This is a genomic window from Pseudomonas sp. 15C, from assembly GCF_055484735.1.
Map to the genome: position 1 here is coordinate 188,176 of NZ_JBUDGD010000001.1, position 23,393 is coordinate 211,568.

The 23,393-nt window shown below is 60.4% G+C and carries 22 protein-coding genes; 9 read left to right on the forward strand and 13 right to left on the reverse strand.

What is annotated here, in order from left to right; genetic code table 11:
* Positions 1 to 15: 15 nt before the first annotated feature.
* The 6 genes from rodA to ACYYKW_RS00935 all read right to left on the reverse strand — a co-directional run bounded on the left by rodA (position 16) and on the right by ACYYKW_RS00935 (position 6,063).
* On the reverse strand, positions 16 to 1,119 hold the full coding sequence (gene rodA / locus ACYYKW_RS00910) for a rod shape-determining protein RodA (RefSeq protein WP_167359939.1): 1,104 nt from the start codon (positions 1,117 to 1,119) through the stop codon (positions 16 to 18).
* 31 nt (positions 1,120 to 1,150) lie between these two features.
* Positions 1,151 to 3,046 (reverse strand): penicillin-binding protein 2, encoded by a 1,896-nt coding sequence (mrdA, locus tag ACYYKW_RS00915; protein ID WP_093098011.1) that lies wholly within the window; start codon positions 3,044 to 3,046, stop codon positions 1,151 to 1,153.
* 10 nt (positions 3,047 to 3,056) lie between these two features.
* Complete coding sequence (rlmH, locus tag ACYYKW_RS00920) at positions 3,057 to 3,524, reverse strand: 23S rRNA (pseudouridine(1915)-N(3))-methyltransferase RlmH (RefSeq protein WP_009051038.1); 468 nt, start codon at positions 3,522 to 3,524, stop codon at positions 3,057 to 3,059.
* 9 nt (positions 3,525 to 3,533) lie between these two features.
* Positions 3,534 to 4,028 (reverse strand): ribosome silencing factor, encoded by a 495-nt coding sequence (rsfS, locus tag ACYYKW_RS00925; protein ID WP_090286619.1) that lies wholly within the window; start codon positions 4,026 to 4,028, stop codon positions 3,534 to 3,536.
* Positions 4,029 to 4,100: 72 nt separating this feature from the next.
* Positions 4,101 to 4,823 (reverse strand): nicotinate-nucleotide adenylyltransferase, encoded by a 723-nt coding sequence (gene nadD / locus ACYYKW_RS00930; protein ID WP_093098008.1) that lies wholly within the window; start codon positions 4,821 to 4,823, stop codon positions 4,101 to 4,103.
* Positions 4,792 to 6,063: a glutamate-5-semialdehyde dehydrogenase gene (locus ACYYKW_RS00935; protein WP_336356081.1), complete on the reverse strand. Its 1,272-nt coding sequence runs from the start codon at positions 6,061 to 6,063 to the stop codon at positions 4,792 to 4,794. Before ACYYKW_RS00935 ends, nadD begins: the two co-directional genes overlap by 32 nt.
* A gap of 177 nt (positions 6,064 to 6,240) precedes the next feature.
* On the opposite strand from ACYYKW_RS00935, the gene ACYYKW_RS00940 reads away from it, so the two are divergent.
* The 6 genes from ACYYKW_RS00940 to ACYYKW_RS00965 all read left to right on the forward strand — a co-directional run bounded on the left by ACYYKW_RS00940 (position 6,241) and on the right by ACYYKW_RS00965 (position 15,542).
* A complete protein-coding gene (locus tag ACYYKW_RS00940) occupies positions 6,241 to 6,966 on the forward strand; it encodes a DNA-3-methyladenine glycosylase (protein WP_464989209.1) in 726 nt (241 codons plus the stop codon).
* Positions 6,967 to 7,113: 147 nt separating this feature from the next.
* Positions 7,114 to 8,430: a bifunctional DedA family/phosphatase PAP2 family protein gene (locus ACYYKW_RS00945; RefSeq protein ID WP_090286628.1), complete on the forward strand. Its 1,317-nt coding sequence runs from the start codon at positions 7,114 to 7,116 to the stop codon at positions 8,428 to 8,430.
* A 484-nt stretch (positions 8,431 to 8,914) separates the two neighbouring features.
* A complete protein-coding gene (locus ACYYKW_RS00950) occupies positions 8,915 to 9,049 on the forward strand; it encodes a hypothetical protein (protein ID WP_269458770.1) in 135 nt (44 codons plus the stop codon).
* 84 nt (positions 9,050 to 9,133) lie between these two features.
* Entirely contained in the window at positions 9,134 to 12,613 is a 3,480-nt protein-coding gene (locus tag ACYYKW_RS00955) for a calcium-binding protein (RefSeq protein ID WP_464989210.1), read from the forward strand.
* A 111-nt stretch (positions 12,614 to 12,724) separates the two neighbouring features.
* A complete protein-coding gene (locus ACYYKW_RS00960) occupies positions 12,725 to 13,504 on the forward strand; it encodes a hypothetical protein (protein ID WP_464989211.1) in 780 nt (259 codons plus the stop codon).
* Positions 13,505 to 13,574: 70 nt separating this feature from the next.
* On the forward strand, positions 13,575 to 15,542 hold the full coding sequence (locus tag ACYYKW_RS00965) for a hypothetical protein (protein ID WP_093097994.1): 1,968 nt from the start codon (positions 13,575 to 13,577) through the stop codon (positions 15,540 to 15,542).
* Between the two features lie 182 nt (positions 15,543 to 15,724).
* On the opposite strand, the gene ACYYKW_RS00970 is transcribed toward ACYYKW_RS00965, so the two are convergent.
* The 4 genes from ACYYKW_RS00970 to ACYYKW_RS00985 form a co-directional block, all read right to left on the reverse strand.
* Positions 15,725 to 15,979, reverse strand: coding sequence for a hypothetical protein (locus ACYYKW_RS00970; protein WP_157720819.1), 255 nt, complete (start codon positions 15,977 to 15,979; stop codon positions 15,725 to 15,727).
* A gap of 102 nt (positions 15,980 to 16,081) precedes the next feature.
* Positions 16,082 to 16,672 carry an LON peptidase substrate-binding domain-containing protein gene (locus ACYYKW_RS00975; protein WP_093097988.1) on the reverse strand — a complete coding sequence of 197 codons (591 nt, stop codon included), beginning with the start codon at positions 16,670 to 16,672 and terminating at the stop codon, positions 16,082 to 16,084.
* Positions 16,673 to 16,682: 10 nt separating this feature from the next.
* A complete protein-coding gene (locus tag ACYYKW_RS00980) occupies positions 16,683 to 17,399 on the reverse strand; it encodes an LrgB family protein (protein ID WP_093097985.1) in 717 nt (238 codons plus the stop codon).
* Positions 17,399 to 17,761: a CidA/LrgA family protein gene (locus ACYYKW_RS00985; RefSeq protein WP_093097982.1), complete on the reverse strand. Its 363-nt coding sequence runs from the start codon at positions 17,759 to 17,761 to the stop codon at positions 17,399 to 17,401. Before ACYYKW_RS00985 ends, ACYYKW_RS00980 begins: the two co-directional genes overlap by 1 nt.
* 180 nt (positions 17,762 to 17,941) lie before the next feature.
* On the opposite strand from ACYYKW_RS00985, the gene ACYYKW_RS00990 reads away from it, so the two are divergent.
* The 3 genes from ACYYKW_RS00990 (at position 17,942) to ACYYKW_RS01000 (ending at position 20,896) form a co-directional block, all read left to right on the forward strand.
* The gene (locus ACYYKW_RS00990; RefSeq protein WP_090286645.1) at positions 17,942 to 18,397 is read left to right on the forward strand and encodes a MaoC family dehydratase; all 456 of its coding nucleotides are present in this window, start codon (positions 17,942 to 17,944) and stop codon (positions 18,395 to 18,397) included.
* Between the two features lie 102 nt (positions 18,398 to 18,499).
* The gene (locus tag ACYYKW_RS00995; RefSeq protein ID WP_093097980.1) at positions 18,500 to 20,227 is read left to right on the forward strand and encodes a C13 family peptidase; all 1,728 of its coding nucleotides are present in this window, start codon (positions 18,500 to 18,502) and stop codon (positions 20,225 to 20,227) included.
* Between the two features lie 27 nt (positions 20,228 to 20,254).
* Positions 20,255 to 20,896 carry an oxidoreductase gene (locus tag ACYYKW_RS01000; protein WP_090286649.1) on the forward strand — a complete coding sequence of 214 codons (642 nt, stop codon included), beginning with the start codon at positions 20,255 to 20,257 and terminating at the stop codon, positions 20,894 to 20,896.
* 121 nt (positions 20,897 to 21,017) lie between these two features.
* On the opposite strand, the gene ACYYKW_RS01005 is transcribed toward ACYYKW_RS01000, so the two are convergent.
* From ACYYKW_RS01005 to mpl, 3 genes are read right to left on the reverse strand one after another with little or no spacing between them, the layout of a single operon-like run.
* Positions 21,018 to 21,302 (reverse strand): YceK/YidQ family lipoprotein, encoded by a 285-nt coding sequence (locus ACYYKW_RS01005; protein ID WP_336356071.1) that lies wholly within the window; start codon positions 21,300 to 21,302, stop codon positions 21,018 to 21,020.
* Positions 21,295 to 21,942 carry a flavin prenyltransferase UbiX gene (gene ubiX / locus ACYYKW_RS01010; RefSeq protein ID WP_090286653.1) on the reverse strand — a complete coding sequence of 216 codons (648 nt, stop codon included), beginning with the start codon at positions 21,940 to 21,942 and terminating at the stop codon, positions 21,295 to 21,297. The genes ACYYKW_RS01005 and ubiX overlap by 8 nt, the downstream gene beginning before the upstream one ends.
* A complete protein-coding gene (gene mpl, locus ACYYKW_RS01015) occupies positions 21,939 to 23,288 on the reverse strand; it encodes a UDP-N-acetylmuramate:L-alanyl-gamma-D-glutamyl-meso-diaminopimelate ligase (protein ID WP_093097968.1) in 1,350 nt (449 codons plus the stop codon). The genes ubiX and mpl overlap by 4 nt, the downstream gene beginning before the upstream one ends.
* Positions 23,289 to 23,393 lie beyond the last annotated feature (105 nt).

Sequence of the window (23,393 nt, forward strand, 5' to 3'; positions counted from 1 at the left end):
AACTGTTCACCTTATTCAAACCTGTGCGATCCACTTGCGATGGGTATGGATCGACATCAAAACCCCAAACGCTGACAGCAGTGTCACCAGCGAAGTTCCTCCGTAGCTAATGAACGGCAACGGCACCCCCACGACCGGCAACAGGCCACTGACCATACCGATGTTGACGAAAACGTAAACAAAAAATGTCATGGTCAACGCCCCGGCGAGCAATTTGCCGAACAGGGTTTGCGCCTGAGCGGTGATCACCAGCCCGCGGCCGATCAGCAACAGGTAAATCAGCAACAGCGCGCAAATGCCGACCAGCCCGAACTCTTCACCGAGTACCGCAATGATGAAGTCGGTGTGGCTTTCCGGCAGGAAGTCCAGGTGTGACTGGGTGCCGAGCAACCAGCCTTTGCCGAAGACACCGCCGGAACCGATCGCGGCTTTCGACTGGATGATGTTCCAGCCGGTGCCCAGCGGATCGCTTTCCGGATCGAGAAAGGTCAGCACGCGCTGCTTCTGGTAGTCATGCATGACGAAAAACCACATCGCCACCGACACCGGCACCGCCGCCGCCAGCACGCTGAGGATCCAGCGCCAGCGCAACCCGCCCATGAACAGCACGAACGCGCCGCCGGCCAGAATCAACAGCGAAGTGCCGAGATCGGGCTGGCGCACGATCAGCGCGAACGGCACGCCGATCAGCATCAGGCTGATACCGACATGCTTGAGTTGCGGCGGCAAGGTGCGCTTGGACAAGTACCAGGCGATGGTCGCCGGCATGAGGATTTTCATGAATTCCGAAGGCTGGAAGCGGATCACCCCGGGGATGTTGATCCAGCGCGTGGCGCCCATGGCGTTGTGGCCCATGATGTCCACCACCAGCAGCAGCACCACGCCAATGACATAACCGAGCGGCACCCAACGGGCCATGAACCGCGGTTCGAACTGGGCAATGACAATCATTGCCACCAGGCCGATGCCGAACGACGTCGCCTGTTTGCCCAGCAGATCCCAGCTCTTGCCGCTGGCCGAATACAGCACGAACAGGCTGCCGGCGGCGAGGATCAGCAGCAGAATCAGCAGCGGGCCATCAATGTGCAGTCTTTGCAGCAACGTCGCGCGGCGACGCATCACATCCTCACTGGAGAGCATGCGATCGAAGTTATTCATCACGGGCCGTGGCCTCCGCAGTGATTGGGCTGGCGTACTCGGCCTTCAAATGTCCTTCCTTGTCGAGCAGCCAGGCGTCCATCACCTGACGCACCACTGGCGCGGCGACACCGGAACCGGATTCACCGTTCTCGACCATCACCGAGACGACGATTTTCGGATCCTCGGCCGGAGCAAAGCCGACGAACAAGGCGTGGTCGCGATGGCGTTCCTGGACCTTGGAGCGGTCGTATTTCTCGCCCTGCTTGATCGCCACGACCTGGGCGGTACCCGACTTGCCGGCGATGCGGTATTGCGCACCGATCGCCGCTTTACGCGCGGTGCCGCGGGCGCCGTGCATCACCTGCTGCATGCCGTGGTTGACCTTGTTCCAGTCGGACGGATCGCGCAGCACGATGTTCGGCATCGGGTTGTCATCCACAGGCTTCACCCCGTCAAGGGACTTGGCCAGGTGCGGACGGTTCCAGATGCCTTTGTTGGCCACCAATGCCGTGGCCTGGGCCAGTTGCAGCGGTGTCGATTGCATGTAGCCCTGGCCGATCCCGAGAATCAGGGTTTCGCCGGGGAACCATGCCTGTTTGCGTGTCGCCCGCTTCCATTCACGCGACGGCATCAGGCCGGGGGATTCTTCGAACATGTCCAGCGAGACCTTCTGGCCAATGCCGAACTTGTTCATGTACGCCGACAGCCGATCGATGCCGAGCTTGTGTGCCAGGTCATAGAAGTAGGTGTCGTTGGACCGCATGATCGCTGTGTCGAGGTCGACGAAGCCGTCCCCGGTGCGGTTCCAGTTGCGGTATTTATGGTCGTAGTTGGGCAGCATGTAATAGCCGGGGTCGAACACCCGACTTGAAGCCGTGACTACGCCGGCATCGAGGCCGGCAATCGCCACCGCCGGTTTGATCGTCGAGCCCGGCGGGTAGAGTCCGCGCAGCACGCGGTTGAACAGCGGCCGGTCAATGGAGTCGCGCAACTCGGCGTAGGCCTTGAAGCTGATCCCGGTGACGAACAGGTTGGGGTCGAAACTCGGCTGACTGACCATCGCCAGCACTTCACCGGTCTTCGGATCGAGCGCCACCACCGCACCCCGCCGCCCGCCCAGCGCGGCCTCGGCGGCTTCCTGCAACTTGATGTCCAGGCTGAGGACGATGTCCTTGCCAGGAATCGGATCGGTGCGCTTGAGTACGCGCAATACGCGGCCCCGGGCATTGGTCTCGACTTCTTCGTAGCCGACCTGCCCGTGCAACTCCGGCTCGTAGAAACGCTCGATGCCGGTTTTGCCGATGTGGTGGGTGCCGCTGTAATTGACCGGATCGAGGCTTTTCAGCTCTTTCTCATTGATCCGCCCCATGTAGCCCACCGAATGCGCAAAATGCGCGCCCTGCGGATAGTGACGGACCAGTTGCGCGACCACCTCGACGCCCGGCAGGCGGAACTGGTTTACGGCGATGCGGGCAATCTGCTCTTCGCTCAGCTCGAACAGGATCGGCACCGGCTCGAACGGTCGGCGCCCCTGCCGCATGCGCTTCTCGAAGATCACCCGGTCCTCGGGCGTCAGCTCCAGCACTTCGACGATGACGTCGAGCACTTGCTGCCAGTCGCCGGAGCGCTCGCGGGTCATGCTCAGGCTGAAGCTTGGGCGGTTGTCCGCGACCACCACGCCGTTGCGATCGAAAATCAGCCCGCGCGTGGGCGGAATCGGCTGCACATGGACGCGGTTGTTTTCCGACAAGGTCGAGTGATATTCGTACTGGATCACCTGCAAGTAATACAACCGCGCAATCAGCACAACGATCAGCAACATGACCGTAATGGCCCCGAACACGACGCGGCTACGCACCAGGCGGGCGTCCTTTTCGTGGTCCTTGATGCGGATCGGCTGAGACATGAGGGCAGGCTTACTTGTGGTAAGGGTGACCGGACAACACGGTCCAGGCACGATACAACTGTTCGCCGATGAGGATGCGCACCAGCGGATGCGGCAACGTCAGCGGCGACAACGACCAGCGCTGATCGGCACGGGCGCAGACTTCCGGCGCCAGCCCCTCGGGACCACCGACCATGAAATTGACCGTGCGCGAGTCCAGCCGCCAGCGATCGAGCTCGACCGCCAGTTGCTCGGTGCTCCAGGGTTTGCCGTGGACTTCCAGCGTGACGATCCGCTCGTTCTGCCCGACCTTGGCCAGCATGGCTTCGCCTTCCTGGCGGATGAATCGGGCCACGTCGGCATTCTTGCCACGGGTATTGAGCGGTATTTCCACCAGTTCCAGCGCCAGCTCGGACGGAAGACGCTTGGCATATTCATGCCAGCCTTCTTCCACCCACTTGGGCATGCGTGAACCGACGGCGATCAGGCGCAGTCGCACAGCAATCCCTTACAGCTGGTCTTTGTTGAGCTTGGTGAAATGCTCGTGGGTGTTTTCCGGGCTGTGGTGCCTGGCGTCGGCCGCACGGCTCTGCTCGGCACCGGCCCACAGGCGTTCCAGGTCGTAGAACTGACGCGCCGAGGCCGTCATCATGTGCACGATGACCAGGTCGAGGTCGAGCAGTACCCAGTCGCTGTCGCCCTTGCCTTCTTCGCCCAGCGGCTTGGCGCCCTGCTTTTTGACTTCCTCGCGAACCTTGTCGAGCATCGCGTTGATCTGGCGGTTGGAGGTACCGGTGGCGATGATCATGTAGTCAGTGATGCTCTGCTTGTCGCGAACGTCGATGACCTGAATGTCCTGGGCCTTGACGTCTTCCAGTGCAGCGACGGCAAGCTTGACCAGTTCATCGCCCTTGAGCGGTTCGTTGGTGCTGGCGACTTCCGGCAGCGGCGCGCTCTTGAACGTGCCTTTGCGCTTTACTTTCGGTAGATCTTTGTCAGTCATATAAAACTCGTTTTGCTCATGTATTCGGCGGCTTGGCGATACGGTGATTCGTATCCGTGAAGCACGCCTTGTTCAGTTCGACGCACGGTACAGACCGTGCGCATCGATGTAGGCCAGGACCGCGTCGGGCACCAGGAAACGTACCGACTTACCGCTGGCCAGCAGTTGACGGATCTGGGTGGCGGAAACCGCGAGCGGTGTCTGCCAGACGAATGCAATCTGTCCGCTCGGCCCTTTCAGGGCCAGCGGGTCGCTCACCGAACGCGCTGCCAGCAGGTTGCGCAAGGCATCCGGCGGTTCGCTGTCGGCGTCCGGGCGCTGTAGCACCAGGATGTGGCAATGCTGGAGCAACTCTTCCCAGCGGTGCCAAGTGGGCAGGCCGCAAAATGCGTCCCAGCCCAAAAGCAGAAAAACCTGGGTCTCGGCGGGCATTTCGCCACGCAGCGACTCCAGGGTATCGATGGTCCATGACGGCTTGTCCCGCTGCAATTCGCGGGCATCCACCATCAGCGGCGGCAAACCGGCCACCGCACACTCGACCATGGCCAGCCGATCCTGCGCCGACACCTGCGGCGTACCGCGATGCGGCGGACGCGCGCTGGGCAGCATGCGCAGCTCATCGAGCGCCAGCGCCTCGGCGACTTCCAGCCCGCCGCGCAAATGGCCGATGTGCACCGGGTCGAACGTACCGCCCAAAACGCCGATGCGTCGTGGGCACGACTCGCTGCCGGTGTGCGGCGCTGTCAGGTCGAGGTCGGTCAAGTCAGACCGTCGCCTGGCCGCGCAACTGGCCATCACCGACCACGATGTACTTCTCGCAGGTCAGACCTTCGAGGCCCACCGGCCCGCGGGCGTGCAGCTTATCAGTAGAAATGCCGATCTCGGCACCCAATCCGTATTCAAACCCATCGGCGAAGCAGGTCGGCGTGTTGATCATCACCGAGGCCGAGTCGACTTCCGCCACGAAACGTCGGGTGTCGGCGAGGTTTTCGCTGACGATCGAGTCGGTGTGGTGGGAGCCGTAATGATTGATGTGTTCGATGGCCTGATCCAGCCCGTCGACCACGCGGATCGACAGAATCGGCGCCAGATATTCGCTGCTCCAGTCGTCCTCGGTGGCCGCGACGGCCTCGATGATCGCTCGGGTGCGCTCGCAGCCACGCAGCTCGACGCCTTTTTCGCGGAACTGCGCGGCCATTGCCGGCAGGAAAGCCTGCGCAACGGTCTGGTCGACCAGCAAGGTTTCCATCGCCCCGCAAATGCCATAACGATAAGTCTTGGCGTTGAACGCAATGCGCTGGGCTTTGCCCAGATCAGCGTGTTCGCTGACATAAACGTGGCAGATTCCGTCCAGATGCTTGATCACCGGTACGCGGGCATCACGGCTGATGCGCTCGATCAGGCCGCGGCCACCGCGCGGCACGATCACATCGACATACTCGGGCATGCTGATCATCGCGCCGACGGCGGCACGGTCGGTGGTTTCCACCACTTGCACCACGGCGGCGGGCAGCTCGGCCTCGGCCAGACCACGTTGAATGCACGCAGCAATCGCCCGGTTGGAATGAATCGCTTCGGAGCCGCCGCGCAGGATCGTCGCGTTGCCGGACTTCAGGCACAGGCTGGCGGCGTCGATGGTCACGTTAGGCCGGGATTCGTAGATGATCCCGATCACACCCAGCGGCACGCGCATCTTGCCGACCTGAATCCCCGACGGGCGGTAGCTCATGTCGCGGATCGCGCCGACCGGATCCGGCAGCGCAGCGACCTGGCGCAAACCGACAATCATGCCGTCGATGCGTGCCGGGGTCAGTTCCAGACGTTCCAGCAACGCAGGCTCCAGGCCATTGGCGCGGCCGGCGGCCAAATCCTGTTCATTGGCTGCCGCCAGCTCGGCACGCGCGGCGTCCAGAGCATTGGCGGTCGCCTGCAGGGCGCGGTTTTTCTGCGCGGTGCTGGCACGGCCGATGACCCGGGAAGCGCTGCGGGCGGCGCGACCCAATCGGGTCATGTAGTCAAGAACGGACTCAGTCATGGTCTGCTGGGGTCTTGGCAAAGAGGAAAGCGGCAGATTATAGCTGTCACGCCCCCCGACTAACAGCGGTGACGGGCGGATGGTCAAAATGAGCTGGGAATGGCCGTCGTTCAGACGTAATTAAGCTCGGCGTTGTTATCATCACGGCCTCTTGAGCCTGGATCAACCTTGCCCATCATGACCAACGAGCCCCAACACTCTCAGCCCACGCGCCTGCCCGTGGGCCTGCCGGACAGTTTTTTCGAGCGTGACGCCCAGGTACTGGCGCAGGATCTGCTCGGCAAAGTCATCCGTCATCGCGTCGGCGATCTGTGGCTGAGCGCGCGGATCATCGAAACCGAAGCCTATTACTGCGCTGAAAAAGGCAGCCATGCCTCACTCGGTTACACGGAAAAGCGTAAGGCTTTGTTTCTGGATGGCGGGCACATCTATATGTACTACGCCCGTGGCGGCGATTCGCTGAACTTCAGCGCGCAGGGTCCGGGCAATGCCGTGCTGATCAAATCGGCCTATCCGTGGATCGATGAAATCAGCGGTCCGGCGAGCATGGCGCAAATGCTCCTGAACAACCCCGACGCTCAGGGTCGCGCGCGCCCTGCGCACAAACTCTGCGCCGGCCAGACATTGCTGTGCAAGGCACTCGGGCTGAAAGTACCGATGTGGGACGCCAAGCGTTTCGATCATGAACTGTTATTGGTGGAAGACACCGGCCCCGCGCCCTCCCACATTATTCAAACGACTCGCCTGGGCATTCCGCTCGGACGGGACGAGCACCTGATGTACCGTTTCGTCGATGCAGCCTACGCACAATGGTGCACGCGGAACCCGTTGCGCCGGGGCCAGGTCGAAGGCCGGGATTATTTTCTGCTGCCTGGGTCCAGCGTCGATTGCGCGATTAAATGATATCCACCTGTGGGAGCGCGCCTGCTCGCGAAGAGGTCTACCGGACGAATTCAATCGTCTGACACACTGCATTCGCGAGCAGGCGCGCTCTCACAGGTGGCCGGTAATCCCTGAATATCAATTGCAGTTTTGATGGAGTTTTTCTGTATGGGCCCATGGCTCGATAGCGTGACCGGTTGGCTGGCGGCCAATCCACAGTGGCTGGCGGCTGCGGTGTTCGTTGTGGCGCTGGTGGAATGCCTGGCGATCGCCGGTCTGATCGTACCGGGCACCGTGCTGCTGTTCGCGGTTGCGGTGCTGGCTGGCAGCGGCGCGCTGTCGTTGAGCGAAACCCTTTTGCTGGGCTTTCTCGGCGGCATTCTCGGCGATCTGATTTCGTATTTTCTCGGCCGGCATTTCCATCAGAACATCCGTCGCTTGCCGGGGCTGCGCAGTCATCCGGAGTGGATGGCAGGGGCCGAATCGTATTTCCAGCGTTACGGCATCGCCAGCCTGCTGGTCGGTCGCTTTATCGGCCCGCTACGTCCCATGCTGCCGATGGTGGCGGGCATGTGCGACATGCCGTTCCCGCGCTTTATCGCCGTTAGCCTGCTCGCTGCGGCTGGCTGGAGCCTCGCCTATCTGCTCCCGGGTTGGGCCACCGGCGCGGCGTTCCGCCTGCCGTTGCCTGAAGGTTTCTGGCTCGAGGCTGGAATTGTCGCCGCCAGCATCGCGGTGATGGTCGGCCTGAGCGTCAACAGCAGCGTGCGTCGCCATCGTCGCGCGACGATCTGGATCGGCGGCATGAGCCTGTTGATCCTGATCGGCCTGTTCATCGGCTACCCGTACCTGACGGCGCTCGACAACGGAGTGATGACGCTGGTGCAGGAACATCGCCAGCCAGCGCTCGACGAAATTGCCGTGACGCTGACGCTGATCGGCGAATTCCGCAACATGCTGCTGTTCAGCGCCCTGCTGGTCGTGCTGTTGCTGTTGTGCAAGCAATGGCGTCAGGCGATGTTCGCCGGTGCGACCATGCTCATCACCGCAATGGCCAATACCGGGACCAAATACTTCTTCGCCCGAGTGCGCCCCGAAGTACTCAGTGATCCATTGACCACCTACAGCATGCCCAGCGGCCATGCTTCTGGCGCGTTTGCCTTGTTCCTGACACTGGGCGTGCTGGCCGGTCGCGGCCAGCCGCCACGCATGCGCCTGACCTGGCTGCTGATCGCTTGCATCCCGGCGCTCTCTATCGCCTTGTCGCGGGTCTATCTGGGGGCGCACTGGCCGACCGACATTCTTGCCGGCGCCATGCTCGCCAGTTGCGTTTGCGCCGCAATGCTATGGCTGAGCCAGCGTCAGACTTCCCTCAACCCAGTGCCGTTCAAGATCTGGTGGCTGATCCTGCCATCGATGATTGCCTTGTTCGGATTCTTCGTACTGCGCCATCTTCCGCATACGCTGCTGCGTTACGCTTATTGATTGAAAGTGCACAAGCGTTATTTTCTCGCGCTGTTCTTTTCGGAAATTTCCGACGAGAGCAGCGCTACCAACTGATTCATAAATTCCTGTTGCGAGTAAGTTTTCACGCAAGCGAATATCAACTTTCGCACTTCCATACTGAATAAAAAACCGGGTTACACAATCACTTCGCCAACAGCGCGATAAACAATTCCACGCTGTGCAAAAACCATTAGATTGGCTCTTCAATTCAATAACTTTCGATACTCAAAACACACGCTGACTGAAACAGCGGGTGTTTTGTTTATCTATTGATAAGAGTCATTCATGAGTCCGAAAATACCGCGCAAACCAACATTCGCCAACCGTCCACCCGAGCCGCCGTCCTTTACGCCTGCGCTCACCCCCGGACTGCCTGCAACATGGCGCCTGCCCGGTTTTAACGATCCCGCCGATCCAGCGCGCATGCCCAACACCGGGGCCGATATCGATCCTGCCCCCGCCGTTGTCATCAGTACCCTGCCACACCAATGGCTTCGAATACGACCGTTTGATCGACCGGGTCGAAGCGGCCGGCCAACCGATCATCAGTCTTTCCGGCAACAGCAACGAGTTCGCCCACGACATCAGTTGGCCGTGAGCACACCGCCGTTCTCAACAACGTTGAGCAGATGAAAACAACCGGTACGGATACCGGCTAACGCCACTTATTAAAGGACTAATCGTGTCAACACTTATCACACCAAGCGTCGCAGCTCTTGAGGCCCGCGCAATCGGCATGCAGCAGATCGCTGCCTCGGCCAATCCCTATGGACGGCAGCCGACTCACATCGAGCCGTCGAACAGTGCCAGCCCGACGGACCCGAAAGCCCCTTTCCGGCGCACGCTGGCCTCCCTTGATGAACATTTCGGCCCGTTGCGCATCGGCGAGGTCACGACCACCCGAGTCGAACTTCAGACTTTCGGGGCCACCGTGCACGGCCAGCACATCAGCCCGGCGAACGCCGGTATGCAGCACGCGGATCAGGCCTTTCTCGACGGGCTCAACTTCGATGCCGACAAGGCCCAGGCACGCTTGAAAGCCATTGATGCCGCCGACATTGACGGCCCCGGCCTGCTGTTTTTTGAAATTTCCAGCCAGCGCTCGTCCAATGCCGGACAGCTGTTTGTCAGCGCTGGCGACATCAAGCCACGCAGTTTGATGGGACGTCTCAATCATTTCTGCGAGGCTGCGCAGAAGCTTGAAGTGCAACCGATCGACGCCCTGGAAAACTCCCCCGGCTGGGTCAACAGGGGCAAAAGTTATCTGCTGAGCGGCGCCGGTGTGGGCATGCAGGCATTCGGTATCTACAGCGGCTATCGGGCAATGCTCGATGCGATCAAACACGGCGAGACGGGAGAAGCCTGGTTTCAGGGTGGCTCGATTGCCGCCGAACTGGGCTCGCTGATTCTCGAGCAGGGCTTCAGCAAGGGTGGCCAGGCCATGCTCACTCAGGGAGGCAAGGTGTTCCGCTATTTTCCGCGCACCTCGTTCGGCAAATACCTGGGTCGCGGCGCCGGCATGTTTGCCAGCGTCATCACCTTGCCGTTCGACATTGCCGATGCGGTGAAGTCGTTCAACGCCGCCGCGGTCACCAGTGGCAAGGAAGCCCAGGACCATTACGTCAATGCCGGCTTCAGCGTTGCTGGCGCGGGCATCAGCCTGGCGCTTGGCGCGGCGGCGCTGGCCGGTTTCGGCAGTGTCGCCGGTCCGCTCGGCCTGGCTGCCGCCGGATTGCTGATCGCCGGTTCGATGATCTACCACGCCGCACGCGCGGTCGATGACATCGACGACTATATCGAACTGACGTTCCACGAACGTCTGCGCTCGGGCTGGTTCGCCTTCACCGGCCAGGAGATGGACAAGGACGTCATGGACCGCTTCAAGCAGTCCAAGGGTTATCGCGACCATGAGGCCCAATTGCAGATGTCTGCCCGCCAGATGCTCGACGGCGCGTACAAACACTCTCTCGAACACATCATCAACGGCGCCTTCCGCGTAGAACTCAAACCTGTGGAAATCTGGCGCTACCAATGGGATGAAGCTGCGGGTGAGAAACCGTTCAAACTCGATAACTACGCGGCGGTCGTGGAAGGCGACGACGTGATTGACGCCAGCAAAGGCCTGCCCGCCGATCTCAAGGGCAAGGTCTCCGGCACCGGCGGTGAGGACAAGGGTGTGTTCTGGCGCCTTGGCGATGGCAATGACCGGGTGATCGGCGTGGCGGACCAGGCCAATCTCTTCACCTGGCGCGACGATCACAAAGCCCTGACGGGCGGCAGCAAAAGCGACGCGTTCTATCAGGACGTCAGCGAAGCCGAACTCAACCGAGCAAGCAAACCGGCGCATCTCAACGTACTGGATGGCGGCGCCGGCTCGGACACCCTGGCGTTCGAAGGCAGTCGCCCACGGGACGACACGCGCCATATCGGCCACGACATCGATCTGCAAAGCGGCAAGGTCAGCCTGCGCGGTCTTGATCCGCAGGTCGATGCTGTTCACGTGGCGCAACTGACGTCGATCGAAAACGTCTCGACGTTGCGCAAGGGCACCAGTCGCGTCACTGGCAGCGACGAAGCCAACCGGATCGCGGCCAACGGTAATGACCGGGTCCATGCCGGGGCCGGCGACGACACCATTGCCGTCGGCGGTTTCGATTGCACAGTGGATGGCGGCAGCGGCAAGGACCGATACTACATCGCCGACACCTGCGCGCGAACCACGATTGTCGAAGACGGCGAACACACCAGCCTGATCGAATTTGGCTGGCCGATGGAAGCCATCCAGCGCTGGGAAATCGCCGACACCGCACTGGTGGTCCGCTCCCGCCGCGGCGATGACGGCAGCGAGCCGGAGCATGTCTTGACGATTGAAAATGTCTACGAGTGGGTAGACGGCCGGCGTCAATTGAAAAACGGCAAACTGGTGTTCAAGACACGGGACCAGTATGAGCTGCTGGCGCTGCTGCCGACGACACCGGGCAAGGCACTGATCGAGCGGGTCGATATCGCGGTGAGTGTCATCGGCAAACCGAGCCCTGCGCCGGAAATCGTCAATGCCGGCACGGTGGAAATCAATGACATGGGACGCAAACGGCATTTTGTTTCGCGCCTGCCTGGCACTGTCGGGTTTCTGGCCAAGCCACATGCCGCACGCACTTCTCGTTCGATTCACCTCGACTTCAGCAATGAAGAAATCAGCGACGTGGTCGTCAGCTATGACGTCGAAGTGCGCAAGGGCGTTTCCGGCAATACCCACCTGATCTACAAAGACATCAGCCTGTCACTGCACTTGCCGGGTAAAGTCGTGAGCTTCACAGGGGTCATTCAGCCGATCGCCGCGGCCACCGGTTACAGCGGCAGAAACAGCTTGAAAGTCACCACGCCGCAGCTTGCCCAGGACATCGTCCTGATCATGCAGGACAAGGTTTCGTACCGCCTGCAAGTGCCGGATCTGGATTACCGGCACGATGCCGCAAACCCCGGCCCGCGCAGCCAGAGCACCCGCAGCTGCCTCAAGCGACGTACCGGTGACTATCTGTTCACCCGACCGGTGTCCGGAGCAAAACTGGCATTGCCTGCGCAACCCAGCAAAGTGACGATTCCGGCAGGGCCGCACACCGGGATTTATGTGCTCGAAGGGCAAAGTTCGACTTACGACGTACACCTGTCCAGTAACTCGATCGTGCGCCTTTCCACGCCTGGGGCTGCCGCCAAAACCGCCAACGCGTCGATCTGGAACCTGTTCACCGGCGCCATGACGGAAACGATTGCGCGCGACGACATACAGCTTGACGCCAACCGGCTGCGCATCGGCAGCGCCGTGCTCGAGCTGCCGACGGTCGACGACGATTCGCCCGTCGAATCAGTCAGCGTCGTGACGTCTGCGGGCAATATTTACGAAGTGTCACTGCTTTTCGCAGTCATCCAGCTGTATGTCATCGACGCTCGCGGCTATGCCAGCGTTGCCGCACTGGTGGCAGATCTCGACGCGCATCGACTGCGCAGCGAACTGGCGGCCACCGTGCATGTCACCCACGTCAGCGCCAAGGGAAAAGACGCCAAGGTGATTTATCGCTCGGCGAAAAAGCAATGGAGCCTCGGCGGCGACCCGCAGAACCCGATCAGTCCTGAAGATTTACTGATATCAAGCCAGAACATCTGATCGTTTCCCCCGACACTCAATACGCGCCGATGCGGCTCTGACTGCTGCGTCGGCGTTCGTAACACTCAGCCAACGGACCGGCTGTTTTTTTTAAGGAAGGAGATTGAAACCATGCGACCAAAGACGGGCACGCGCAGGGGCGAAACACGGCTGCCGTTCGAGTTGGCCAGAGACGGGAGGATGATTCATCGCAAGGGCAACGATACCGGCTCAACGACCAAAAGAGCCTTCAGCGCGACGTTCGGCCTGTACAAGGCCACAGATTATGCAGTCAGCAAGGGTGGTTACCACAACGCATTGAAGTACAACACTCAGGCCAATCGCTACCCGGGCGAGGTGCTACCGGATGGCCAACGGGAACGACATTGGAGCGGCGGCACGGACGATGGCTCGGAAGGAAGGCGCTTCGGTGATGAGTCCGATTCGGAAAGTTCGTTCGTGTTTGACGAGACTAAGGGCTATGAAGCAAAGCGCACCCACCAGACCATGAGTTTCGTCTACGCCATCGACACACGAGGCATCGAAGTCGTCCCGCTCGCTGAGAACGATGTTCTCAACAGTTCTTCCAGCGTTGGTATTTATGACCACATGGAAGGACATATCTCGATGCCCAGTGCAGAGCGAATCTGGCTGGTTCATTCGGATCTCAGCAAGGCTGCCAGGGTTCAGGATGTATTGGCCATGGCGGGCGATCGCGCTGAAGCCATCGAGCAGGCGACCTGGGACGGGACGGTCTCGCAGAGTTACGACATCTTTTACGGGACCAGCGTCTACGACCGGTTGATTGACGAAATTGCCGGGACTGAAGGCGTGATCCTGACCCTGCCCAAAGGCAACAGTACGTTCGCCGACGATGTCGTCTGGCCGGTGCCGGAGCATTACAGACCCTGATTTGTATCTGTTGCATCCATAACCCCGTTCAGCCAGTGGATGGCTGACCTACACAAAGGAATGAACCTTTATGCGTAAGAACACTGGCCCTCTGCGCCCCTCGCCAACGCCTGATATACCTGGCCCGTCAACGCCTCGTCCTGCTATTGACCGCCCTGTTGACATGGATTTCCACTTCTCTGGCCGCAATCGCTCGGAAGCAATGGATGATACGCCGCGGCGTAGCGCCGACGGGACGAGTGACGAAGCACTGCGGGGAGAGACTGCCATCACGGTCACACGAATGAGCGAAATCGTCGAGCCACCCGCGCCCGTCCGCTCCTCGCCACTGGAGCCTTATCGACAAAACGCTTTGACCGGGCTCTCCGCTCACGATGCTGACGGGCTGCGGACCTACAAAGGCAGAAAGTTTGCTGATGTCAGCGACGACGCAACAAGCGCCATACAGACAGTGATGGTCGTGTATCACGAAATGATGAAGGCTTATCGCGCCAAGCTGCCGACCGAGCGAGAGGCTTCGGGGCCACCGCTTTATCGAATCGGCGAGAGCAAGAACTGGAGCTTGAACAAACCGCATGAATACTATGATCCCATGCAGTACACCCAGTCTCATGTCGCCGACAGCCGTGGATATTATTCGGTCGAGAAAATCCTGCTGATCGAGCACTCGGGCCCAGCTGGCAAATGGTTCGAACGTCAGGTTGTGAAGAAAAATGCAGGTCTGGCGTTTGTCGACGAAAATCGCCGTCTGATACGAGTCGATCCAACTGAAGCAAGGGGAGACGTCTCGATACCCGTCAAACTGGCGCATTGGAGTGATGGCGAAATCTGGAGCACTTACCGCCTGGAGGGCGCGCGGGCGCTGGCGTTCCGCAGCGAAGCAGAAGCCGCCGGAAAAGCCCCCGACTGGGCTACCCGCTTCAATGAACCGGACACCCATAAATTTCTGACCGACTCACTAAGATGGTCCTTTCCGGACAAATCCCAAAAAGAACGAACGGAGATTCTGCGCAGCTACAACCTGAGCATCGCTCAACAAAATCGGCTGCGCCTGGAAATGGAGCATGGAACGTTTCCCGAGTGGGCCGAACAGCATAAGCGCTTGACCCAGAGCACGTCGGACGACACAAGGTTTGCGCAGATTGCAAAGGAGCTTGAACACTTCAGCCTGAGACTGCGAGAGGAAGGCGAGAACTATGATTACGATTTGCCTCCCATCGCCCAACGCTATGACCAAAAGTTCCTGAATGATTATCTTGAATACGCCGGATACAAACGCAATCAGCACGATTACCTCTACCGGACAGACATTCCGGCAATGTTCCGCGCCGATTTGCGAACGCCTTTTGAACTGGCGCGAGACAAACGCCTGGTGAAATTGCGCGGCAACCCGTCTGACTCCACGACCAAGCGGGCATTCAGTGCGACATTCGGTGTGAGTAATGCCCTGACTTACATGGGGTTCGATTACTACTCCAACCCTCGGCATTACAACAGCCAGGCCAACCGCTACCCAGGGCATTTTTCCGATAGCGACTCCTCAAGCGGATTCAGACACAGCTCGGGTGAAGAGTCCGACACATCGTTCCAGATGGACGAATCGCGCGACTATCCCTTGCTGCGGCGCGACCAGCATCTTGGCTTTATTTATGTCATCGACACTCGCAACATCGAAGTCGTCCCTCGAGTGGAAAACATGTACCTGAACAACATGGATTTTGATGGCGACAGACTCGAAGGTCGGATATCAATGCCGACACGCGGAATCAGCGCCGAGCGGATCTGGCTGGTGAGCTCGGACCTGCGCCACGCGGCGAGAGTCGAGGATATTTTTCTACAGGCCGGCGATAGCGCGCAGGCTATCGAAAAAGCCACGTGGTCAGGTACCGACGATTACGATCAATATGGCAACAATGCCTATGACGGATTGATAGATGAAATCGCCCGTTCCGGCGGCGTTGTATTGAACTTGCCAAAAGGCCGAGATACTTTTTCCAACGACGTAACCTGGCCAGTCGCCGAACATTACCGAACGTAAGATAAAGCGCCATTCATTCCATGATGAATGGCGCGTTTTCTTACTGACGTGAAGCCTCCATTCAGATAGAGATGCGCGTTGAATGTTTTGCTGTTTACTTTGGCTATGGACATGGTTTGCACCTGTAAGCATCCCGCCGTCGGCTATACCCACGACAGGCAATATCGAAAAAGGAAAAGTCTTCAAACAGCGGCGGCTGCCATTATGGTCGAGGCGGATGCAGACATCCGAGGGCTATCCCCTGCCGGTACTTTTGCCGATTTTCGTTTACGTCGGGCAATCACCATGCGATTGGCATACGTCGATGCCGCTTCAATCACATTATTGACGTTATGGTCGATCTCGGCATGTTTCAAAATATACTTGCCGGCAATATCGTCCCAGAATACCCATTCGTCTTCATATACAGTCATGACTTCTTTCTTGTTCTTATTCAAGTTACCCGCGTCCTGCGGGCCACTTGAAAGTAAGACAAGGTCATCAGTGCAACAATGCTGGCAGACGCGATGAGTTGATTCAAAGTACAACCAGATGAACGACTAGGCGAACAACTCGCCTTGCAACTCATCGAGCAAGGCCTGGATCGCGTCCAGCCGCTGCTGGGGATCGTCGAGTTGCAGCAGGTCGATCTTGTCTTCTTCAGCGAACGGCAACAGATAGGCCAGTTGATTGGCCAGCGATTGCTGGCCGGCAGCGTCGGTGCCCATGTCGAGCGCTTCGACCATCGGGTGCTCCGCCAGCGCCTTGAGCAGCGCGACCAGATCGGCGTCCTCGTCCTGCAAGGGTTGCTCGGGCTCATCATCGAGCCACTCGACGTCGGCGAGGATCAGCTGATCGCGCTGTACTTCGGTGCGCAATACCGTGAATCGGCGGCCACCCTGCACGCGAATACCGAGCAAGCCGTTCTCCTGCTGCTGGAAATCGGTAATGCGCGCCTCGCACCCGACCAGGGCAAACCCTTGCGGCGCGACGCCGACCTCGCTGCCCTCAAGAATGCACACCACGCCGAAGCCCACGCCCTGTTTCATGCAGCGGCCGATCATGTCGAGGTAGCGCGCCTCGAAGATCTGCAAATCGAGGTTGCAGCCGGGGAACAACACCGTGTTCAGCGGGAAAAGCGGCAGACTCATAGACATTTCCTTACACCACCATCGACACCGCCAACGGCAGGAACACCGCCGTGGCCACGCCCATCAGACTCATCGCCAGCGCCGCGAAGGCGCCGCACTCATCACTTTCCTGCAACGCCACCGAGGTGCCAACCGCGTGGGCCGTCATGCCCAGTGCCATGCCGCGCGCCTCCGGGCTGTGCACGCCGAGACGGGTCAGCAGTGCCGGGCCGAAGATCGCCCCGATAACCCCGGTGATCAGCACGAACACCGCCGCCAGCGCCGCGACGCCTCCGATCTGCTCGGCTACCAGCATGGCAATCGGCGAGGTCACCGACTTCGGCGCCATGGTCATCAGAATCATGTGCTCGGCGCCGAACCACCAACCCAGCGCCACGCCCATGCCAGTCGCCACCACCCCGCCTATCACCAGCGTAGTAAAAATCGGCCAGAACAATTGCCGAATGCGCCGCAAATTCAGATACAGCGGCACCGCCAGCGCCACCGTCGCCGGGCCGAGCAGGATGCTCAGGATCTCGGTGCTCTTGCGGTACTCGGCGTACGTCACGCCACAACCGACCAGCACACCGATCACCAGCAACATGGAGACCAGCACCGGCTGCAGAAAGATCCAGCGGGTTTTCTCGAACGCTGCCAGCACCAGTTGATAGGCACCGAGGGTGATGCCGATGCCAAACAGCGGATGATGAATGACCGACGCCCAGGCACCTTGCCAATCGAACAGCATCAGGACCCCTCCGCCGGCGGCGCGTGGCGTTTGACCAGGCGCTGCATCAGCACACCAGCAAAGGCCATCGACAGGATCAGCGACAGCACCAGCGCGCCGACGATCGCCCAGAAATCCGCCGCAATCGCCGCGGCATAAACCATCACACCCACCGCTGGCGGCACCAGCAGCAACGGCAGGTAACGCAGCAGGCTGCCAGCGGCGAGGTTCAGCGGCTCACCGACTTCACCGCGAATGATCAGGAACGCCAGCAACAGCAGCAGACCGATGATCGGCCCCGGCAGCACCGGCAACAGCAAATGATTAAGCGCCGTGCCGAGCAATTGAAACAGCACCAGCAGGGTCAGGCCACGTAGCAACATCAGACATCTCTCCGCGCAAGTCGCCTGCATTATAAGCACGCCTGCGCTATGGATCGGCATTCGCCAAAAGCATGGTCGGTTGACCGCAGCAAATCGCCGTGATGATCTACAGTGGTTCGCAGGGCGGTCAAATCCCCCACCTGAAAAACAATAAAACCGATGAACCCAAGGAGAGTCTCAATGCCCTATGTTCCCGTTGCAGAGCTCAAAGATCATGTCGGCAAGGAACTCGGACGTTCCGAATGGCTCACCATCGATCAGGAGCGCATCAACCTGTTCGCCGAAGCCACCGGTGATTATCAGTTCATCCACGTCGACCCGGTCAAAGCCGCGCAAACGCCTTTTGGCAGCACCATCGCCCACGGTTTCCTGTCGCTGTCGCTGATGCCCAAACTGATGGAAGACATTCTGGTGCTGCCGGAAGGTGTGAAGATGGTGGTCAACTATGGCCTGGACAGCGTGCGGTTCATCCAGCCGGTGAAGGTCGACTCGAAAGTCCGATTGAAGGTCGATCTGGTTGAAGTGACCGAGAAAAAGCCCGGCCAGTGGTTGCTCAAGGCTATCGCGACCCTCGAGATAGAGGGCTCAGAGAAACCGGCCTATATTGCCGAACCCCTGTCGCTCTGCTTCGTCTGATCGTTCCGGATGCGAAGCAGCGCACGCTGTTTCGCGTCACCTCTCTATATATGCGACGCATAGCTGCGGCATACTCGGTCGCCTAATTGCCCGGATCCCGCTATGCGCTCACTTGCTTGTCTTGCACCCCTTGCCTTGACCCTGATGCTCACCGCTTGCGGCGACGGCGAATCGCTGTTGCCACCGGATGCGCGCCTGCCGGACGGCGGACGTTATCGCGGCGAACTGGTCGATGGCTTGCTGCAAGGCCAGGGTCGCGTCGACTACCCCAATGGCAGCTGGTACGCCGGGCAGTTCGACAAGGGCCAGTGGCATGGTCAGGGCGAATGGCACGGCAGCAACGGCGAGGTCTATCGCGGCCAGTTTGCGCAGGGGCTGTTCGACGGTCAGGGCAGCCTGACCACCAACGCCAGCAGCTACACCGGCGGCTTCAAACAGGGCCGGCGCGACGGCGAAGGCACGCTGAAAGAAAACGGCATGACCTACCGTGGCGAATTCCGTGCCGACCAGTATTCGGGGCTCGGCCGTCTGGAAATGGAGGACGGCAGCTCCTATCAGGGCCAGTTCGCCCACGGCAAACCCAACGGTGAAGGCCAGCGCGGCGATGCCAGCGGCAACTCGTTCACCGGGCATTTCGTCAACGGCCAACTCGAAGGCAACGGCACCTTCAACAGCGCCGATGGCGACATCTATGTCGGCGGGTTCAAGAACAATCAATTGCACGGCAAGGGCCGCTACGAAAACGCCGACGGCGATGTCTGGCTCGGCCAGTTCAAGGAAGGCGCGCTGACCGGCAAGGGCGAACTGATCGGCGCCGACGGCAGCCATTACATCGGCGTATTCAATGATTGGCGCTTCACCGGTCAGGGCCGCTTGAACCTGTCTGACGGCAGCTTCTACATCGGCGGTTTCGACAACGACAGCTATTCGGGGCGCGGCACCCTGGTACTGACCGATGGCAGCGTGCTCAGCGGCACCTGGATCAACGGCCAGCGCGTGCGCGACGCCGACGGCAAACTGCTGCCCGATACCCTTGAACTCGGTCTGCTCGCCCAAGGTCGTTTGCTCGACGAAGCACTGACGGCAATTCCCGCCTCGACTCCGGCCGTGGAGCTGTACACCCTGACCCTCGGCGGCGATGGCAAGCAAAGTGTGTTTCTGCGCGAGTCCGACTTCGTCGCCAATATGCTCAATACGCGTTTTGGTGCCTTCGGCCAGATTCGTCTGGTCAACCACCGCGACCACCTCGGCGACCGGCCGATGGCCACCCGCGAAAACCTGCGCCGGGCCGCGCAAGCCTTGGCCGAACGCAGTGGCCCGGAAGACTTGCTGTTCATCTACCTGACCAGCCACGGCACCGCCGAGCATGAGCTGGTGCTCGATCAGCCACGCATGGAGCTGGCCGACCTGCCCGCCGACGAACTCGCTGCGGTGCTGGCGCCACTGAAGCACCGTGACAAGATCATCGTGATTTCGTCGTGCTACTCCGGCGGTTTCATTCCAGCGCTGAAAGACGAACGCACCCTGATCATGACCGCCTCGCGCGCCGACCGGGTGTCGTTCGGCTGTTCCGAAGAAGCCAATTTCACCTACTTTGGTGACGCGCTGTTCGCCCAGGCGCTGAACCAGACCGACGATCTGGAGCAGGCCTTCAAACTGGCCAAGGCCACCGTTGCCGAGCGCGAACTGGCGGACGGTTTCGAAGCCTCGGAGCCGCAGATCTGGGCGCCGAAAACCGTGTTGTCGCACTGGCAGCTGCTGCGCAAACAGCAGGCCCGTAAAGCGTTGCAAAGTGCTGCGTTGAACGACGGGGCGACAAAAGGCAACTAAGCTGAACAGTATCAAGGGAGAGACACTATGTACTTGACGCCTCAGCACGTATTGCTTGCCGGAGCCACCGGACTGACCGGTGAACATCTACTCGATCGTTTGCTCAACGAACCGACGATTTCACGCGTGCTCGCTCCTTCGCGTCGCCCCCTGGCGGAACATCCGCACCTGGAAAACCCGGTCGGCGATCCGCAGGTGTTTCTGCCGCAACTGAGCGGGCGCGTCGATATCGCCTATTGCTGCCTCGGCACCACCATCAAGCAGGCGGGCTCGGAAGAAGCCTTTCGCGCGGTGGATCTGGACATGGTCGTGGCGTTCGCCAAACGCGCGCGGGAGATGGGCGCGCGGCATCTGATCGTGATCAGTGCGATTGGCGCCGATCCGAAATCCTCGGTGTTCTACAACCGGGTCAAAGGCGAAATGGAGCAGGCACTGCGCGCGCAGGACTGGCCGCAACTGACCATCTGCCGGCCTTCATTACTGCTGGGTGAACGAGTCGAGCCGCGTCTGGCCGAGCAACTGGCCGGGCCGTTGTCCAAGCTGATTCCAGGTAAGTACCGCGGCATCGAAGCCTGCCAGTTGGCGCGAGCGATGTGGCGGCTGGCGCTGGAAGAGCAGGATGGGGTGCGGGTGGTCGAGTCGGATGAGTTGCGCAAGCTCGGCAAATAACCGGATATCGCTATCGCCAGCAGGCTGGCTCCCACACTGATTCTCAGTGACTCCAGCTTTTCTGGGCAACCAGAAAACCTGTGGGAGCCAGCCTGCTGGCGATGGAGTGCGCAGCACTCCCCTACAATCCGCCGGTCGCTTGAAATCCAACGCCGATAACCGTTAGCAATGACAACGGCAACAACAGCGTATCGAGCAGAGCACTGGCCGGCAGGTCCACCCCTGGATAGCTCGGCGCCTCAGCACCGAAGCGGTCTTTCGCGCAACAGCCGCCATTGAGCGCATACCAATCCAGTCGCGTTCCGGAGTAGACCACCGGCGCACCCGGCTTGGCCGCGTCCAGCGTCCGCGCCGTGGCGCAGCCGCTCAGTTGCACGACCAGCACCAGCGCCAGCAGCTTATTCATCGCTGCTCAGGTGATGCTCGCCCCAACGCGGCAGCATGTCTTGCGGGATGCCGAGCAAATTGAGAATGCGCGCCACGACGAAATCGATCAGGTCATCGATGGTCTGCGGCTGATGGTAGAAACCCGGCGACGCCGGCAGAATCGTCACGCCCATGTTCGACAGCTTGAGCATGTGCTCCAGATGAATGCTCGAATACGGCGCCTCGCGCGGCACCAGAATCAACTGGCGGCGCTCTTTCAACGTGACGTCGGCGGCGCGCTCGATCAGGTTGTTGCAGGCGCCGGTCGCAATGGCCGACAGCGTGCCGGTCGAGCACGGCACCACGACCATTGCTGCCGGCGCACCGGAGCCGGAGGCGACCGGCGACATCCAGTCTTCCTTGCCGTACACGCGAATCTGCCCGGCGGCCGCTCCGGTGTATTCGGTGAGAAACGCCTGCATCATCTGCGGCTTGGCCGGCAGCGACACATCGGTCTCGGTGGCCATCACCAATTGCGCAGCCTTGGAGATCAGGAAGTGCACTTCGCGATCTTCACGCACCAGACAATCGAGCAGGCGCAAACCGTACTGCGCGCCGGACGCACCGGTCATCGCCAGCGTGATGCGTTCCGGGCCACCGTTCCGGGAAAAACCGTTCATTGCAGCGCCTCGGCGAGTTTGCCGTGCAGGCCACCAAAGCCGCCGTTGCTCATGATCACTACGTGTGTGCCGGGCTGCGCCTGGCTCTTCACACGCTCGATGATGCCTTCCAGCGAATCGCTGACAATCGACGGTACCGTGCACAGCGCGGCGGTCGCGGCCAGGTCCCAGCCAAGGTTGGCCGGGGCGTACCAGATCACCTGATCGGCATCGACCACGCTGTCCGGCAAACCGTCACGGTGCGCGCCGAGCTTCATCGAATTGGAGCGCGGCTCAATGATCGCGATCAGCGGTGCGTCGCCGATGCGCTTGCGCAGGCCATCGAGAGTGGTAGCGATCGCGGTCGGGTGGTGGGCAAAGTCGTCATAAATGGTGATGCCGCGAACTTCAGCGACCTTCTCCATGCGGCGTTTGACGTTCTTGAACGCGCTCAGCCCGGCAATGCCCATCGACGGCACCACTCCGACATGCCGCGCTGCTGCCAGCGCCGCCAGGGCGTTGGCGACGTTGTGTTGGCCAGTCAACTCCCATTCGACGGTGCCCTGCGACACGCCTTCGAATATCACTTCGAACGCCGAACCGTCTTCGCTGAGCAGTTTGACCTGCCACTGACCGCCGGCACCAGTGGTCTGCACCGGGGTCCAGCAACCCATCTCGATCACCCGCTGCAACGCCGGCTCGGTGGTCGGATGAATGACCAGACCTTCGCTCGGGATGGTGCGTACCAAGTGATGGAATTGCCGCTCGATCGCCGGCAAATCCGGGAAGATGTCAGCGTGATCGAACTCAAGGTTGTTCAGGATTGCAGTGCGTGGGCGGTAATGGACGAACTTCGAGCGCTTGTCGAAAAATGCACTGTCGTATTCATCGGCCTCGATCACAAAGAACGGCGTACCGCCCAGCCGCGCCGACACCGAGAAGTTCTGCGGCACGCCGCCGATCAGGAAGCCCGGGCTCATGCCGGCGTGTTCCAGCACCCAGGCGAGCATGCTGCTGGTGGTGGTTTTGCCGTGGGTACCGGCGACGGCCAGCACCCAACGACCTTGCAGCACATGATCGGCCAGCCATTGCGGGCCGGAGACGTACGGCAGGCCTTTGTTCAACACGTATTCCACCGCCGGGTTGCCACGGGACATGGCATTGCCGATCACCACCAGATCCGGCGCCGGATCGAGCTGCGCCGGGTCGTAGCCTTGAGTCAGCTGAATGCCCTGGGCCTCAAGCTGTGTGCTCATCGGTGGATAGACGTTGGCGTCGGAGCCGGTCACATGATGGCCCAGCTCTTTGGCCAACACCGCCATCGAGCCCATGAAAGTCCCGCAGATACCCAGAATATGAATGTGCATAGTCGACCTCGTAAAACATGGCCGCAGGTTAGCGTAGGGAGGGGGAAATGGCACTCTTTAGCTTATTGGGCGCACAGGCAATTTGGGTTCGGCTGGAGATTGCGG

What these genes read in the sequence shown, in the direction of transcription:
- mrdA (WP_093098011.1), bottom strand. Translation starts at nt 3,046, where the DNA reads ATGTCTCAGCCGATCCGCATCAAGGACCACGAAAAGGACGCCCGCCTG.
- ACYYKW_RS00965 (WP_093097994.1), top strand. Translation starts at nt 13,575, where the DNA reads ATGCGTAAGAACACTGGCCCTCTGCGCCCCTCGCCAACGCCTGATATA.
- ACYYKW_RS00935 (WP_336356081.1), bottom strand. Translation starts at nt 6,063, where the DNA reads ATGACTGAGTCCGTTCTTGACTACATGACCCGATTGGGTCGCGCCGCC.
- ACYYKW_RS00990 (WP_090286645.1), top strand. Translation starts at nt 17,942, where the DNA reads ATGCCCTATGTTCCCGTTGCAGAGCTCAAAGATCATGTCGGCAAGGAA.
- ACYYKW_RS01005 (WP_336356071.1), bottom strand. Translation starts at nt 21,302, where the DNA reads ATGAATAAGCTGCTGGCGCTGGTGCTGGTCGTGCAACTGAGCGGCTGC.
- mpl (WP_093097968.1), bottom strand. Translation starts at nt 23,288, where the DNA reads ATGCACATTCATATTCTGGGTATCTGCGGGACTTTCATGGGCTCGATG.
- ACYYKW_RS00960 (WP_464989211.1), top strand. Translation starts at nt 12,725, where the DNA reads ATGCGACCAAAGACGGGCACGCGCAGGGGCGAAACACGGCTGCCGTTC.
- ACYYKW_RS01000 (WP_090286649.1), top strand. Translation starts at nt 20,255, where the DNA reads ATGTACTTGACGCCTCAGCACGTATTGCTTGCCGGAGCCACCGGACTG.
- nadD (WP_093098008.1), bottom strand. Translation starts at nt 4,823, where the DNA reads ATGGCCAGTTGCGCGGCCAGGCGACGGTCTGACTTGACCGACCTCGAC.
- ubiX (WP_090286653.1), bottom strand. Translation starts at nt 21,942, where the DNA reads ATGAACGGTTTTTCCCGGAACGGTGGCCCGGAACGCATCACGCTGGCG.
- ACYYKW_RS00945 (WP_090286628.1), top strand. Translation starts at nt 7,114, where the DNA reads ATGGGCCCATGGCTCGATAGCGTGACCGGTTGGCTGGCGGCCAATCCA.
- ACYYKW_RS00985 (WP_093097982.1), bottom strand. Translation starts at nt 17,761, where the DNA reads ATGTTGCTACGTGGCCTGACCCTGCTGGTGCTGTTTCAATTGCTCGGC.
- rsfS (WP_090286619.1), bottom strand. Translation starts at nt 4,028, where the DNA reads ATGACTGACAAAGATCTACCGAAAGTAAAGCGCAAAGGCACGTTCAAG.
- ACYYKW_RS00995 (WP_093097980.1), top strand. Translation starts at nt 18,500, where the DNA reads ATGCGCTCACTTGCTTGTCTTGCACCCCTTGCCTTGACCCTGATGCTC.
- ACYYKW_RS00975 (WP_093097988.1), bottom strand. Translation starts at nt 16,672, where the DNA reads ATGAGTCTGCCGCTTTTCCCGCTGAACACGGTGTTGTTCCCCGGCTGC.
- ACYYKW_RS00980 (WP_093097985.1), bottom strand. Translation starts at nt 17,399, where the DNA reads ATGCTGTTCGATTGGCAAGGTGCCTGGGCGTCGGTCATTCATCATCCG.
- ACYYKW_RS00940 (WP_464989209.1), top strand. Translation starts at nt 6,241, where the DNA reads ATGACCAACGAGCCCCAACACTCTCAGCCCACGCGCCTGCCCGTGGGC.
- rodA (WP_167359939.1), bottom strand. Translation starts at nt 1,119, where the DNA reads ATGCGTCGCCGCGCGACGTTGCTGCAAAGACTGCACATTGATGGCCCG.